Origin of the sequence: Phytoactinopolyspora limicola (assembly GCF_011320225.1) — a bacterium.
GTDB lineage: Bacteria > Actinomycetota > Actinomycetes > Jiangellales > Jiangellaceae > Phytoactinopolyspora > Phytoactinopolyspora limicola.
Genome location: NZ_JAAOEN010000020.1, coordinates 31,832 through 46,020 on the forward strand (window position 1 = coordinate 31,832; position 14,189 = coordinate 46,020).

Genomic DNA, 14,189 nt, shown 5'->3' on the forward strand with positions numbered 1-14,189 from the left:
GTGCCGGTCCCTTGACGAGTCCAGCATGTCTTGTCCGCCGGATGTCTTGTCCGCCGGCGGGTATCGATCAGGGATGACCGTACCGACAACGAAGCCCACCCGGCAGTGGCAGAGCACCGACGAGCCGCCCCGGTCACCCTGGCTGGTCCGTGCCACCAGGCGGGTCGAGACAGCCCGGACGCTCGACTGGCTGGCGGGGCCAGTGCAGTCGTGTGCACGCCGCCTGGTGGCCGAACCGCGCCGCCGGAACGTGCTGACCGGACGCTGGTTCGGGTATGCCGTCCATGCGCCCGACCCCGCTCGCTATCCTGCGCCCCGATTCGCGCGGGTTCTTAGCGGTAGCCGCCGGGGGCGACCCGGCCCGACACCACGGCCTCAGCGGCGTCGCTCACCTCGATACGGTGCGTCCGGGCGTAGGCGAGAAGCATGGTGAACGCACGTTCGGCGTCGATACCGTGCCGGGCTTGGAGGACCCCTTGAGCCTGTCCGATCACCGTTCGATCGTCGACCGCACGTCGCAGGACCGAGATGCGTTGGGTGGACGCAACAGCGACGGACGCGAGCCGGGCGCAGAGGTTGGCCGAGGCCACGTGGTCCGGCCCGAACCAGCCCGACTCCGAGGAGTACAAGGTCAGGGCACCGAGGGTGGTGCGTTCGGTGCCGAGCCGGACCGAGAGCACGCCGCGCAGCCCCATGCGTGCCGCCTCGCTGGTCCAACGGCTCCACCGCGGGTCGGCCGGGATATCGCGGACGACGACGGGTTCGTGGCGGGACATCACCGCGACGGCGGGCCCTTCGCCGAGCTGTAGCTGGTACCGGTCGGCGCGCTCGGCTCGGGCATCCGTCGCCGAGGCCACCTGGCGGGGGCGCTCGTCGCCCAGCATGATGCTGGCCTGTGAGCAGCCCGTGATGGTGGGCGTATGCTGCAAGATCGTCTCGACGGTTTCCGTGACGTCCAGGTCAGAGTGCAGCTCGCGCGCCAGAGTGGCAAGCTCGACCGACAACGAGTGGTGCACCAGGCACACCTCGGATCGTGTAGACAGACAGTTCTGTCTGTCTAACGTAGACATGATCGTCTGTCAACCTCGTAGACTTGGTGGCCCATGGGTGAGAGGGCAGCCGAGGGCGCGGCGACCGACGCGAGAGAGCGAGTCTTGTCGGCCGCCTATCAGCTGTTCTCGCAGCGTGGTTTGAGAGACGTCGGGGTGGACGAGGTTATCTCCACGGCGAACGTCGCCAAGGCCACCTTCTATCGGCACTTTCCCAGCAAGGAACGGCTCGTGTTGGCATTTCTCGCGCGCAGAGAGCGGAAATGGACCGTCGAGCTGGTGAAGGAAGGCTCCGAACGACGCGGGTCTACCCCGGTGGAGCGGCTGCTGGCCATCTTCGACGTGTTCCAGGAGTGGTTCGAGCGCCCCGACTTCGAGGGTTGTGCGTTCATCAACATCCTCGTCGAGGTTGGCCCCGATCACCCGGCGGGTCGCTCATGTATCGACTATCTCGAGAACATCCGCGCCATCGTGCGAGAGCGGGCCGAGCAGGCCGGCCTGGCGCGGCCGGAGGAGTTCGCGCGGTCCTGGCACATTCTCATGAAGGGATCGATCATGTCCGCCATGGAAGGCGACACGGCAGCCGCTGGTCGAGCCCGGTCCATGGCGGAGGCGCTGATCGAACGGCACCGCTGACGAGGGGGGCCTGAGAGGTTCTCGGGCCGGTTCAGCTGAGCTCACCGAGCAGGTCGTCGAGGATGTCGTCGAGACGGTCGAGATGTGCGCGGATCCATGGCAGTTCGGTTGGCTCCGGTGCGGCGAGTGCGGCCAGCCGTTCGTCGTCGGTGTGGCCGTACAGCATGCTGGTGGCCAGGCGCAGCCGCAGTGCCTTGTCACCGCCCTCGAACTCGCTGGCCGCGACGGTGCCCATCCCGTAGTGCTGTAGGAGGTGGGCGCTCAGTTCTGGGCCGGTGGTCACGTCACGGTTGGCGAGGCGAGGAGCGAGCGGTTCGAAATCCGGGTAGACGTAGAAGGCGGCGCGCGGTGTCGGCACAGTTGCCCCGGCCGCCGTGAGCCGGCCGGCGACCGCCCTTGCGACACTGCCGTGGAGCCGGCGGCTGTGCTGGATCCGTTCGGTCAGCTCCGGTGGCTCGGTGAGGGCATACGTGGCGGCGTGTTGGATCGGTGCGGCCGGACTGGACCAGATCTCGCTCGCTACGCCCACCACGGCTGCTAATAGGGCACGCCCGGCCGGGCCGTCAGGGAAGCGGGCCAGGCCCATTCGCCAGCCGCCGAGGGCCAGGTTCTTGCTGAGGCCGGTGGTGACCACCGTGCGCTCTGGTGCGAACTCGGCCGGGCTGTGGACGACGGTATCGGGGTCGTGGACCAGATCGCGGTAGATCTCGTCGGAGATGATGACGAGATCTAGCTGGCGTGCGACCTCGGCGAGTCGCTGGACGGTGGCCAAGGACGGCACCGTGCCCGTGGGGTTGTCGGGGGTGGTGACAACGACTGCTCGCACAGTGCGGCCGAGCCGCCGGGCCTGCACCACCGTCGTCTCCAGGAGATCCGGCTGGGGAACGCCACCCTCGCCGGGTGCCACGGGCACGTGGAGGGGTGTATGGCCGGTGAGCTGGGCCTGGGTGGCGTAGCTCACCCAACTGGGCGCCGCGACGACGACGTCGCCCCCGACGCTGTGTAGGAGGCTGTAGAGCAGTGGTTTGCTGCCCGGCCCGGCAACGACGGCGTCCGGATCGGTGGGCAGCCCCCGCCGCGCCCAGTAGCCGGCGGCGGCATCGCGGAGCCCGGCCAGCCCGGCTACCGGGCCATAGCCGTTGCGGTGTCCCTCGGTGGCGAGCGCGTCGCGTAGACCTGGGTGTACTGGAAGGCCGGCTTCGCCGAAGCCGAGAGGGAGGACGGGAAGGCCGGCTCGCTGCCGCTCGGTCAGTGCTTCGTTGATGGCCAGTGTCGCCGAGACCGGGACGGACATGAAATGTGCTCCATTTGATGGCATGTGTTCTTGTTGTCTGGGCTGTTCAAGCCCTCTGCCATCCAGCATGAATGTATCTGAGCATCGAAACAAGCGAATGTTTTTTGGGTATAGAATAAGCTCAACTTATGCTCGATATGCACCGTCTCCTGGTCTTGCGCGAGTTCGCCCGGCACGGCACTATCGCGGCCACTGCCCACACGCTCGGCTATACCGCCTCCGCGGTGTCGCAGCAGCTGTCCACTCTCGAACGGGAAGTGGGCACCCCCTTGCTCGACCGAAGCGCCCGCAGCGCGGAGCTCACCGACGCCGGCCGGCTGCTGGTCGAGCATGCCGAGAAGATCCTGTCCGTCGTCGAGGCGGCAGAGGCCGCCTTGGCCGCAAGTGCGGGTGATGTGTCCGGGCAGGTGACCGTCACTGCCTTCCCGACCGCTGCGGTCGCCTTCGCACCGAAGCTGGCTGCCGGCGTGCGGCCGTATCGTCGGCTGCAACTGGTCCTGCGCCAGGCGGCCGGTGCGGAGGGGTTGCGTCGGGTCAGCGCCGGCGATGCCGATGTCGCCATCGTCGAACGCTGGTCAGGAGGGGTTCCGGACACCCAGGGTGGTCGCCTGCAGCATTACCACCTGCTGCGCGACCCGATGGTGTTGGCAGTGCCCAAACGGCATCCCATGGCCGATCCGGCGCAACCGGTTGAACTGGCTGACCTGCTGGCCGACGTGTGGATCGTCGCCCCGAACGGCGAGCCATCCCGCGAGGGTGTCGAACGTCTGCTCGCCCCGGCTGGTGGTGCACCGGCGGCGGCGTGGGAGTTCGAGGGCCAGGGCACCATCCTCAGCCTCGTGGCGCGGGGTATGGGCATCGCGGCGGTGCCGTCGTTGGTCCTCACACTTGGTACCGCCGGAGTGCGATTCCGGCGGGTTCCCGACGACGCGCCGGTCCGCGAGATCTACGCCGTGGCCCGCACCGCCAGCCTGCGCCGCCCGTCGGTCGCGTTCACGCTTCACGTGCTCACCGGTGCCGCCCAGAAGGTCCAGCAGGAACTCGGGTCGCTGCTGGGGGCGGTACGAGACGCGAGCTGACGTGGCCGGGGCACCGTCGGCTCGGACGAGTACATGCGAGCTCCTGGCGACGGGTAGTACAAAGGAAGGAGGGGTGAAGCGATGGCCATGGTGAATGGGCACGGTAACGGCGGCGCGGCACGGCGCAGCGAGCCTCGCGACCGCGACGAAGATTACGATCTCGTCGGTCAGTACCTCAAGCAGATCGCCGGTACGTCTCTACTCTCGGCCGAGCAGGAGGTCGAGCTGGCGAAGCGGATCGAGGCCGGCGTGTACGCCCTTCACCTGTTGGACGACACAGCCGGCGACACACCACCATCGCATCCGCGCGACCACCTATTAGCGATCGTGCGCGATGGTGAGGACGCCAAGGACCACATGATCCGAGCCAACCTCAGGTTGGTGGTGTCCGCCGCACGCAAGTTCTACCGGAACTCCGGGCTGTCCTTCCTCGACGTGGTTCAGGACGGCAACCTTGGCCTGATCCGCGCCGTCGAGAAGTTCGACTACGCCAAGGGATACAAGTTCTCCACCTACGCCATGTGGTGGATCCGGCAGGCCATCGAGCGCGGCCGCACCGAGAAGGCCCGCAGCATCCGACTGCCTGCGTATCAGGTCGAAGCCATTTCCAAGCTCGGCCGTGCCGAGCGCAAACTCACCCTCAGCCTCGGCCGGTCCCCGACCGTCGACGAGATCGCCGTGGAGGCCGACATGTCCCCCGAGCGGGTGGATCAGCTGCGTGAGCTGTCCAAAGACGTGATCAGTCTGGACATGCCCGTGGGCGACGACGGCCACGCCAACGTGGGTGACCTCATCGAAGACACCGAGGTGTTACAGGCCCCGGACGTCGCCGAGTTCCGGGCCCTCGGTGAGGAGTTGAGGGCGCTCGTCGACACCTTGGCCCCACGCGAAGCCATGATCATCACCCTGCGATACGGGCTGCACGACGGCCGGCAGCATTCCCTCCAAGAAGTGGGTGAACGGGTCGGCCTCACCAAGGAGCGGGTCCGGCAGCTGGAGAAGCAGGCTCTCGCGGTGCTGCGTGATCCGGCCCGGAACCAGCCACTACTGGAGTGGGCCGGTTGAGAATTCGCGTATGCCGGGAGACCGCCGACCCGGTGATAACGACGTGAATCCGGCAACGATCACGCCGCCAGGAAGGAGAGCCGGAGCTGCCGGTCCTGGTTGTCGACGTTGGAGTCGACGAACACCACACTCTGCCAGGTGCCGAGCGTAGGCTCACCTCAGAGCACCGGAACCGACAACGACGGGGCGATGAACGCCGGCAACACGTGGTCGCGGCCGTGACCCGGGCTACCGTGCTGGTGTTGGTAGATGTCCTCGCGCGGTAGTAGCCGGTCGATGGTGTCGGCGAGGTCTGGCTCGCTGCCCGCACCGGTCTCCATGATGGCGAGGCCGGCCGTCGCATGTGGCACGAACGCGTGACACAACCCGTCCCCGCGGCCGGCGCAGAACCGGCGCAGCATGCCAGTGACGTCGGTGACGAGTTCGGTCCCGGTGCGCAGTTCGATGAGTGTGCTGTCCATACGTCCATTTTGCGTCCGCCAGGGGCAGGTCCGGGACGAGATCAGGGCTATCCCCGAGGCGCATTGGCCCGTCGGGAACCGACGATGGAAACCAGAGGGCGAGTGGTCCTCCAGCGATGAGAGGGAGAACGATGTCTACAGGTACCAAGCTCCTCATCGGAGCCGGTGGTGTGCTGCTGGCCTGGTGGTTGCTGCCCACGTGGTTCATTCTCTTGGTGTTGGTCGGCGTGCCCGTTGCCGGGTACCTGATGCTCGACAGCTCCCAGCGTCGCCGGCTGACAGGCAGGTCGAACCGTCGACTCAGCAGCTGATGCCGGATGGTCTCGTTGTGCCGAATCCCGGTTCGGAGGGTGCGGCGAACCGCGGGGTAAGGTTCGTCGGTGCCCAATGACGTGAGAGCGCACGGTGCCGGACCGCGGCATCGGCGCGAACCCCGGCCCAACACCTGGCTGTCACGCGGCGTCGACGTAGCCCGCGGTGCGTTGATCGGCACGGTGGAGACCGTCCCCGGCGTGAGCGGGGGCACGGTGGCGCTCGTGGTGGGTGTCTACGAAACGATCATTACCTCCGCCGGTCACGTCCTCTCCGGGCTGCGGCTGGCTCTTGCCGACCTGCCCCGCGGACGGGGCGGTGGTAGAGCCCGCGAAGAGTTCGCCCGGGTCGAGTGGCACGTCATCGTTCCGCTTCTGATCGGGATGTTCGCGGCACTGGTGGTCATGGCCCGGCTGATCGAAGGATGGGTTGAGGACAACCCCGTACAGAGCCGCGGGCTGTTCTTCGGCCTGGTGCTGGCGTCGCTGGCGGTGCCGTTCTCATTGGCCAGCCGGGCGCCGCGGTCGCCAGACGGGACATCCGGGCCGTGGAGCTGGCGCGAGATCGCGGTGGCGGCCGGCGCCGGAATCGTGGCGTTCGTCGTGGTGAGTCTGCCACCGGGACAGGTCGAGCCAGATCCACCGTTCGTGCTGCTGGCAGCGGCGTTGGCGGTGTCCGCCCTGGTGTTGCCCGGCCTCTCCGGTTCGTTCATCCTGCTGACGTTCGGACTGTATGAGGACACCTTGTCCGCGGTGAACGAACGCGACTTCGGTTATTTGGGGGTCTTCATGCTCGGCGCCGCGCTCGGGCTGGCGTCGTTCGTCAAACTCCTACAGTGGCTGTTGGAGAATCACCGGCGGCTCACCCTCGTGGTGCTCACCGGGGTGATGGCCGGGTGTTTGCGGGCGTTGTGGCCATGGCAGGACGAGGACCGAACCCTCCTCGCCCCGGGAGACCACCTCGGCGCAGCCGTTGGCCTCGCCGCGCTGGGATTCGCGGTTGTCGCCGCGTTCGTCGTCGTCGAGCGCCGTTGGGCGCGTCGCGCCGGCTGAAGCTGGACTGCGGCCGGCGCGCTCAGGTCGCGGGGTCAGCGGGGGCCGCGTCCACCCTCGGTATAGGGCAGCAGCGCCATCTCACGAGCGTTCTTGATCGCCCGCGCCACCTCACGTTGTTGCTGCGGGGTGAGACCTGTGACTCGCCGGGAGCGGATCTTGCCGCGGTCGGAGATGAAGGTGCGCAGGAGGTTGACGTCCTTGTAGTCGACATACGTGATGCCGGCCGCGTCGAGCGGATTCTTCCGCTTACGAGCGGACCGCTTGTCGGGTTTGATCTGCTTGCGGTTGGCCATGTTGTGAGTTCCTCGTGGAGGTCGGGTACGGGTGCTTCGGCACAGACAGAGTCGAATTCTAGGCTGAATGAGAACAGCTCTCAACTGGCGGGTGTGGAGCTGCTCAATGGTGACGTATGCGGGTGCCTGCGGCTCGCCTCACGAGTATCCCACCGATGCCGGCCGGTTGCCAGGTGTAGCTGGAGTGCGGTGATGCAAGGTGAAGTGACCCCTCCCGTCCCCATGATCATGAACACTTTTCCGGGTTATCACCCGGAAAAGTGTTCATGATCATGGGGACGGGGGCATGGGGGTCGATGAAGGTGGACCTGGATCGTGTCGCTTCCATCTGGGCCTTCAGGTCGTCCGGTGCGCCGGCGGCGGCGACGGTACCCTCGGAGGGTGATCGTTGCTGGCTGCGCGCGCTCTAGCCAGCCGATATGGGGTGGATTACCGGTTTGTGGCGACGCAAAAGCGGCAACGATCACCGGGCACACGTCAGGTCGAGAGCTACGTCCGGCCGTTGGTCGTCAGCGACGCCAGGAGAGACACGTTCTTGCTCGTGATACCTGTGACGCCGAGCCGGAGAGCGTCGTCCAGATCTCCTTGGGTGTCGACTGGCCACGTGATGACGTGACGGACGCGGCGGCGCAGCTCGGCGACGATGGCCGGCGAAAGCAGAGTGCGGTGAACCGAGCATCCGAAGATGGACTGTTGGTTCGGCCAGGCGTCCGGCCCCTTGCGGATGAGTCCCCGTAACCGCTCCACCATTGGCCAGCTACCGGCGGACAGAATCGGTCGGATATCCGGGAGGTCGGCGAACGATTTGAACATCCACCAGTGCGGAGTGGAGATGGCCACCGGAACCCCTGCGGCGTGTTCCTGCAGCACGCGGGCTACCGCTGGGCCGAGGCCCAGGCGTACGCCCTTGAGATCCAGCATGAGGCGGTGCCGGTCGGGGCCCAGCTGGTCGAGGACCTCGGCCAGGGTGGGCACCGGGGTGTCATGCCGGTTCATCACCTCACCGGGCTCCCAGAGGAGCTGCCGCCCCAACGTCTTGGCGTGCCGCACCTCCGGTACCCCTTTGAAGTAGCGGACGTCGGCTTCGACGAGGTCCACGCCGGCTTCGAGCGCCGTACGCAGGGCGTCCGTAACGTTGCCGGCACGGTGGGCTACGGTGAGCAACGGACGATCACCGCGGCCACCGTGCGAATCACCGTTTGTGGTCATGGGGGCCTCAGGGTCGGTTCGATTGCTGTTCTCCACCCATTATGAACCTCGTCACCCGTTGCTCAACTTCTCTGTGCGAGGAATCGTCAAGAATCCGTGTCGAGGGTGGCCGTGGACCAGACCGTGCCATCGTCGGCTACCAACTCGACGGAGACGGCAGGGGCGGCAGGGGCCGGCATGACCCACATCGCGCCATCGTCGGGCACCGGCCATTCGCCCAGCGTCACCGCACTTCCGTCGGCAAGCCGCAGCCGGCACTCGTAAGACGTCCCTTCGATCCCGCCCCCCGCCGCCACCACCACGACACGTTGGTCGCCGACGTAGCTCACGGCGGCCATCCCGACAACCTCGTCGTCCGCGGTTGTCAGTGCCGCCCCGGGCATCGACGCCGTGGGCTGATCCGGACCATGGCCGTTCCAGGGTTGATTCCAGGCCGCGACGCTGCCGGCACCGATCAGGACGCCGAGGATTACCGCCGCAACCAGGATCCCGGTCCGTCGGACCCGCCCGTCCGCGCCGTCGTGAGCACCGCGGCGCCGCGCGGGCGCTGCCGACGCCTCGGGGTCCGGAGTGATTCCCAGCGCGGTGAGGACGGTCTGATCGAATCCTGGTCGCGGCTGAAGCACCGGCGCGGCGGGCAGGCTCTGATCTATGGTCCTGGCCGCGACGTCGTAGGTGTCCCGGCAGGAGGCGCAGCCGGTCAGGTGCTCGACGAGCGCATCATGATCCGGTTCCGCGGAGTCTCCGAGGGCGAGATCGATGAGCATGTCCTCGGTGGGATGCTGCTCAGTCATGGTGTTCCTCCGAGCTCATCAGGCCCCTCAGACGCTGTAAGCCGGCCCGAATGCGGGTTTTCGCGGTGCCCAGTGGGATGTTCTCGTACTCGCTGACCTGGGCAGCTGTGCAGCCCCCGAGGACCGCCAGAACGACGGCCCGGGCCTGGTCGGGGGAGAGTGCCCGGAGCCGCTCGATGGCCCGCTCGGCCTCGACGCGGTGCAAGGTGGACATCGCTGGGTCTGGGGCGCGTAGGGAGTCGTGGATGAGCCGCTCCAGGGCTTCGTCGTCGGTGGGTGTGTTCCGCCGCACGCGGACGGCGTCGATCGCGGCGTTCCGGGTGATAGTGAGCAGCCAGGTGAGGGCGGATGCCCGCCGGGGATCGTAGGTCCGCGCGGCCCGCCAGGCCCGGAGGAAGACCTCTTGGCTGACATCTTCGGCCAGGTTCGGATCTCTGGTGATGGAGACGGCCAAGCCGAACACCGCACCCTGGAATCGGCGTACGAACGCCGCCGCCGCGGGATGGTCGCCGAGAGCGAGGCCTTCCACCAGCGCGGCATCGGAGGCGCGATCGGCGTGGGTGAACATTCGCACATTCGAGGATACGTCCGGCGAGCGCCGAGAGATTGCCCACACCAGCGATGATCGAACCGCAATTCCCATCCATCGACGGTGTGTGCTGAGCCCGATCCTGATGCCGTTCGAGAGGCGCACTGGGGCCGCGAGTGGAATACCCGTGGAAGTGCGACCAGCGCCGTGGCTATTGATCATGTTCTTGTTGTTTACCGGCTTCTGCATTGGGCTGGTGTGGAAGCTTCATTTCGGGAGGGCGTTCTCCGGAAGCTTTTTACGCGCGCAGAAGGCAAGTGGGAAGACTTTGCCGATTTGCCCGATTGAACTCGTTCACATAACGGATCAATATCGTTTGTGAAACGAATGCTGGATGGGCGGAATGTGCCAAGGAATCGGGCCCAAATGATACCGCGACACGAGGTGAGCAGAACGCCCCCTGTCGCGAGATGCGAGAGGGGGCGTTCCTCGTGTGGACTTACAGTGGCGAACGGCGGGTTGGCAGTCTACCGACGGCGACGTGCACCCAGCGCGGCCACCGAGAACGTCGGATCAGATCGGGCGTACCTGATCTGCCTGCGGGCCCTTCGGGCCTTGCGTGATCTCGAATTCCACGCGCTGGTTCTCATCCAGAGTGCGGTAGCCCTCTGTCTGGATGGCCGAGTAATGCACGAAGACATCGGCTTCGCCGTTGTCCTGTGCGATGAAGCCGAAGCCCTTCTCGGCGTTGAACCACTTGACGGTTCCCTGTGCCATGTGCTGTGTCCTCCTAGGGGACGGTGTTCTTCTGGGTGCCGCGTGTTGCGACCCCCGGTTGCTGCTGCCGTCTCCCGCTACCGTGCTAGGCACAGAGAAGCGAAAAACGCCCGCTATAACAATCCACGGGCGGTCAAGGACGTGCGAGGAACTGTTACTGCAACCGCGGAAACAGTACCACCTTGAGCCCGCGACCCGCAGCATACGATGTTCGCTCTTTTTGTCAAAGGGCCCTTCCGCACAGTGAGCAATCCAGCGATATCTGTTAAGAAAGTTTCCAGTCTATCTCTTCCAATCCGAGGCCACTCAAGAGGTCGTTGGCGCGGCTAAAGGGACGCGATCCAAAGAATCCGTTATGAGCAGACATCGGGCTCGGATGAGCCGACTCGATGCACGGTGTATCTCCCAGCAAGGGCCGCAGGTTGCGGGCGTCGCGACCCCACAAGATCGCCACGAACGGGGTGTCTCGAGCCACCAGCGCTCGAATGGCCTGTTCAGTCACTGTCTCCCACCCTTTGCCCCGGTGTGCGGCGGGCTTACGGGGGATAACGGTCAACGCCCGGTTGAGGAGAAGGACCCCACGCTCGGCCCATGGCGAAAGATCACCGTTGCTGGGTGGGGGATATCCGAGATCGGCACAATACTCCCGAAATATATTGATCAAACTCGGTGGGAGTGGCCGAACGTGGGGCGCGACAGAGAAGCTGAGGCCCACCGCGTGTCCAGGTGTCGGATAGGGATCCTGGCCGACGATCAGCACTCGGACGTCGGCAAACGGCTGGGTGAAGGCGCGCAGGACGTTGGGCCCTTCGGGCAGGTAGGACCGTCCGGCCGCGATCTCCGCGCGGAGGAACTCACCCATGGCCGCGACCTGACTGGCGACGGGTTCGAGCGCCTGGGCCCAACCGGGCTCGACGAGTTCGGCTAGGGGGCGTGGCTCTGCCATGGGTGGCAACTCTAGTGGGACTCCAGCGCTCACGTGAGCCCGCAGTGCCGCGTGCTGGCATGCCGCCGTTTCACCGGTTACGCCACCGAGGGGTCAGCGCGTCCCTACCGTGTTGCGACATCGTTATCGAAACGATGGTTCGCGGTGTCCGGATTACCCAGTCCGCACAGGCCGCCATAACCTCAGTTCGACCGGTGATGTCCATCACGCCAGCCGGTGGACGCTCGGCCGGCCCGAAGCGCAGTACGCCGAGGCCACCACGTGTTTCGACGCGGGTAGGGCAGCGTTCACACCGGGTACCTTGCGCTAGTGTTCATCTCGAAGCCTTAGAGTCCGAACTCGGAGGTTCGTTGGCGGCAGAGACGGCGACAGCGGATCTTTGGTAGACGACAATGGCATTCCAACCCGTCCGGCCATGCGAGGCACCGCCTCCAAGAGACCATCGCTCGTGAGGAAGATACTCGTGCGCCTACGGATGCGACACTCCCCAGGTGACCCCATCTTCTATGACCTGTTCACGGCCTCGGCCCAGAACCTCCGGGCTGGGGTGCGGGTGCTGTCGGAGGCGCTTGCCCCGGACGCGGATCGGGCCGCCTTGGTCGCCACCCTCAAAGACATCGAACACACCGGCGACGAACACACCCACGACATAGTCAAACGGGTCAACTCGGGGACCAAACCACCGTTCCACCGCGACGACATCTACCGCCTCGCCGGTAGCCTCGACGACGTTCTGGACGACGTCGAGGCGGCCTTGGATTTTATGGTGTTGTACCGCGTCAAGGACCTCCCCACCGGGGTGGCGGCGATGGTGGACGTCCTCGACCGGGCCGCCGAGCTGACCGCTGAGGCGATGCCGCGGCTACGGACCGCGAGCCAGCTCACCAAGTACTGGATCGAGATCAACCGGCTGGAGAACGAAGCCGATCAAACCTATCGGCGGCTCCTCGCCCGGATATTCTCAGGTGAATACGATGCGTTGACCGTCCACAAGCTGAAGGACGTAATCGAGATTCTGGAGTCCGCGGTCGACGGTTTCGAGCGCGTCGCCAACATCGTCGAGCAGATCGCGCTCAAGGAATCCTGACCACACCCTGGACCCCACGGCCTGGGCGCGGCGCCGTTTCGCGCGTCAGCTGGCGAACCAGCGGCGCCAACGGGCCCGCCGGGCCACCGCCCATGCCTGTGCGAACTGTTCCCGGGCTGCCCGGGTGTAGCCGTCCTCCGTGGCAGCGAGTGTGCGCAACCCAGCGGCGACATCGCTGTCGGCGCACTGGTCGGCCAACCGCCGCACCAACTTCCCTGCCTGGACAGCGTCTTGATGTTCACCCAACAGGTCGGTGAGCCGTTCCATTTGCGCAGCGAACTCGGCGGCGGGCGCGCCCAAAGCGGGTGCGACCGCCTCCGCGGCGTACCGGGCGCGTTTGGCCCGCAGCCGGACGTCATGCCACTCGTCGTCGGGGGAATGCGGGGTCAGGGCGTCGGCGGCACCGGACAGCCGCACCCAGGCCCTCCGCACCAGGATGGGGAGCACCTCTCGTCCCGCGGTGTCGGCGCGGGCGGTGAGCGGAGGTTGGCTGCCCGTCCGGGCGAGTTCCTCATGGAGGGCGAGGTAGCGGTGGGAGTCGAGGAGATCGAGGGCGTCCGCCCGGGCCTGCCCGGCGATGGTGTCGAGTTCCCGGGTGATCTCCGCACGGACCGGCTCGACGAGTGTCGGGTCGGTCAGTCGACGGGCATGGGCTCGCAGCCGTGCCCGCAATACCTCGGCCTCGCGGAGGTCGTTCAGGCCGCGGGCGAACCAGGTCAGCTCGGAGCGCAGATGCCGGGTCCAGTCGGGATCGAGCAGCGGCCGGAAGGTGCGCAGGGCCGCTCGCAGCCGCCGGGCGCAGACCCGCATCCGGTGCACCGCCTCGTCGGTCGCCTCCGGGTGGCTACGGAACGCGATGTCCGCGCGCCGTAGGTTTCGGACGTGCAGCGCCGCATAAGCCGCCGCGGTGGCCCCCGCCGGTCCGTCCGGATCCGGCGCCGGGAGTGTTGGCACCTCCGGCTCCGCGGCTGCCGCTGGGCCGAGCGCCCGCACGACCTTGGCGACGAACTCACCCTGCACCGCCCCGGCCGTCGTCAACGCGTCGACGAGGCTGTGCACCAAGGGGCCGCCGGCGCGCTCCTCCAGCTCAAGTTCCCGGAACCGGGCGGTGACGGTGCCATCGGGTGCGACGACGCGCACGGTGTCGTCGACGAGCTCCGCGATCGGTGCGCCGGCCCCACCGTAGACACGCCGCATCGACCGGTCGGTGCGGAGGGTCGAGACGGGCCGCACCGGTGCGCCACGCACGATGACGCGGACCACTCGCAGCAACTCGTCGGGCGGGGAATCGGCAGACACCACTAGCGGCAGCCGGACTTCGTCGCGGACTCCGGGGATCGTCGGATCGGCGGGAATCTTCAACTGCCAGCCTTCGTCGTCGCCGGTGCGTCGGCGTAGGGTGACACCCTCGCGGGCCAGCCGAAGGTCGGTGGTGTCGAAGTACGTGGATTCGAGCCGCACCATGCCGGCATCCTCGACGGAGGCGACACCGGTGACGGCGTGCAGATCAGGAACCTGGAACAGGCCGTGGACACGGAACTTGTGCTCGACCTCGCGTTCTGTGCGAGGACGCAGCACCCGTTCCGGCTCCGTCACGTTGTGT

The 14,189-nt window shown here is 66.7% G+C and carries 15 protein-coding genes and 1 pseudogene; 6 read left to right on the forward strand and 10 right to left on the reverse strand.

Annotation, left to right across the window (positions count from 1 at the left end):
* Positions 1-332: 332 nt before the first annotated feature.
* Positions 333-1,016, reverse strand: coding sequence for a GAF and ANTAR domain-containing protein (locus G8760_RS26320; protein WP_166355822.1), 684 nt, complete (start codon positions 1,014-1,016; stop codon positions 333-335).
* 87 nt (positions 1,017-1,103) lie between these two features.
* On the opposite strand from G8760_RS26320, the gene G8760_RS26325 reads away from it, so the two are divergent.
* Positions 1,104-1,685, forward strand: a complete 582-nt coding sequence (locus G8760_RS26325) for a TetR/AcrR family transcriptional regulator (protein ID WP_166355823.1) — start codon at positions 1,104-1,106, stop codon at positions 1,683-1,685.
* Between the two features lie 31 nt (positions 1,686-1,716).
* On the opposite strand, the gene G8760_RS26330 is transcribed toward G8760_RS26325, so the two are convergent.
* On the reverse strand, positions 1,717-2,979 hold the full coding sequence (locus tag G8760_RS26330; protein WP_166355824.1) for a pyridoxal phosphate-dependent aminotransferase: 1,263 nt from the start codon (positions 2,977-2,979) through the stop codon (positions 1,717-1,719).
* A gap of 128 nt (positions 2,980-3,107) precedes the next feature.
* Here G8760_RS26330 and G8760_RS26335 point away from each other — a divergent pair, with 128 nt between their 5' ends.
* Both G8760_RS26335 and G8760_RS26340 read left to right on the forward strand, forming a co-directional pair.
* Positions 3,108-4,058 carry a LysR family transcriptional regulator gene (locus G8760_RS26335; RefSeq protein WP_166355825.1) on the forward strand — a complete coding sequence of 317 codons (951 nt, stop codon included), beginning with the start codon at positions 3,108-3,110 and terminating at the stop codon, positions 4,056-4,058.
* A gap of 81 nt (positions 4,059-4,139) precedes the next feature.
* Positions 4,140-5,123, forward strand: a complete 984-nt coding sequence (locus tag G8760_RS26340; RefSeq protein ID WP_246222692.1) for a sigma-70 family RNA polymerase sigma factor — start codon at positions 4,140-4,142, stop codon at positions 5,121-5,123.
* Positions 5,124-5,182: 59 nt separating this feature from the next.
* Here the strand turns inward: G8760_RS26340 and G8760_RS26345 are convergent.
* Positions 5,183-5,584, reverse strand: a pseudogene (locus tag G8760_RS26345) (YjbQ family protein).
* 131 nt (positions 5,585-5,715) lie between these two features.
* Here G8760_RS26345 and G8760_RS26350 point away from each other — a divergent pair.
* Together G8760_RS26350 and G8760_RS26355 are read left to right on the forward strand one after the other, a co-directional pair.
* Positions 5,716-5,895, forward strand: a complete 180-nt coding sequence (locus G8760_RS26350; protein ID WP_166355826.1) for a hypothetical protein — start codon at positions 5,716-5,718, stop codon at positions 5,893-5,895.
* A gap of 69 nt (positions 5,896-5,964) precedes the next feature.
* Entirely contained in the window at positions 5,965-6,948 is a 984-nt protein-coding gene (locus G8760_RS26355) for a DUF368 domain-containing protein (RefSeq protein ID WP_207782751.1), read from the forward strand.
* Positions 6,949-6,983: 35 nt separating this feature from the next.
* Here the strand turns inward: G8760_RS26355 and rpsR are convergent, their stop codons facing one another.
* The 6 genes from rpsR to G8760_RS26385 all read right to left on the reverse strand — a co-directional run bounded on the left by rpsR (position 6,984) and on the right by G8760_RS26385 (position 11,499).
* Positions 6,984-7,244, reverse strand: a complete 261-nt coding sequence (gene rpsR / locus G8760_RS26360) for a 30S ribosomal protein S18 (protein ID WP_166355827.1) — start codon at positions 7,242-7,244, stop codon at positions 6,984-6,986.
* A gap of 489 nt (positions 7,245-7,733) precedes the next feature.
* A complete protein-coding gene (locus tag G8760_RS26365; protein WP_166355828.1) occupies positions 7,734-8,453 on the reverse strand; it encodes a glycerophosphodiester phosphodiesterase in 720 nt (239 codons plus the stop codon).
* An 86-nt stretch (positions 8,454-8,539) separates the two neighbouring features.
* Positions 8,540-9,247, reverse strand: a complete 708-nt coding sequence (locus G8760_RS26370) for an anti-sigma factor (protein ID WP_166355829.1) — start codon at positions 9,245-9,247, stop codon at positions 8,540-8,542.
* A complete protein-coding gene (locus tag G8760_RS26375; RefSeq protein ID WP_166355830.1) occupies positions 9,240-9,815 on the reverse strand; it encodes an RNA polymerase sigma factor in 576 nt (191 codons plus the stop codon). The genes G8760_RS26370 and G8760_RS26375 overlap by 8 nt, the downstream gene beginning before the upstream one ends.
* Positions 9,816-10,349: 534 nt before the next feature.
* Positions 10,350-10,553 carry a cold-shock protein gene (locus G8760_RS26380; protein WP_163817288.1) on the reverse strand — a complete coding sequence of 68 codons (204 nt, stop codon included), beginning with the start codon at positions 10,551-10,553 and terminating at the stop codon, positions 10,350-10,352.
* Between the two features lie 265 nt (positions 10,554-10,818).
* Entirely contained in the window at positions 10,819-11,499 is a 681-nt protein-coding gene (locus G8760_RS26385) for a uracil-DNA glycosylase (protein WP_166355831.1), read from the reverse strand.
* Positions 11,500-11,974: 475 nt separating this feature from the next.
* On the opposite strand from G8760_RS26385, the gene G8760_RS26390 reads away from it, so the two are divergent.
* Positions 11,975-12,586, forward strand: coding sequence for a DUF47 family protein (locus G8760_RS26390; RefSeq protein WP_166355879.1), 612 nt, complete (start codon positions 11,975-11,977; stop codon positions 12,584-12,586).
* A 45-nt stretch (positions 12,587-12,631) separates the two neighbouring features.
* Here the strand turns inward: G8760_RS26390 and G8760_RS26395 are convergent, their stop codons facing one another.
* Positions 12,632-14,182 (reverse strand): CYTH and CHAD domain-containing protein, encoded by a 1,551-nt coding sequence (locus G8760_RS26395; RefSeq protein ID WP_166355832.1) that lies wholly within the window; start codon positions 14,180-14,182, stop codon positions 12,632-12,634.
* Positions 14,183-14,189 lie beyond the last annotated feature (7 nt).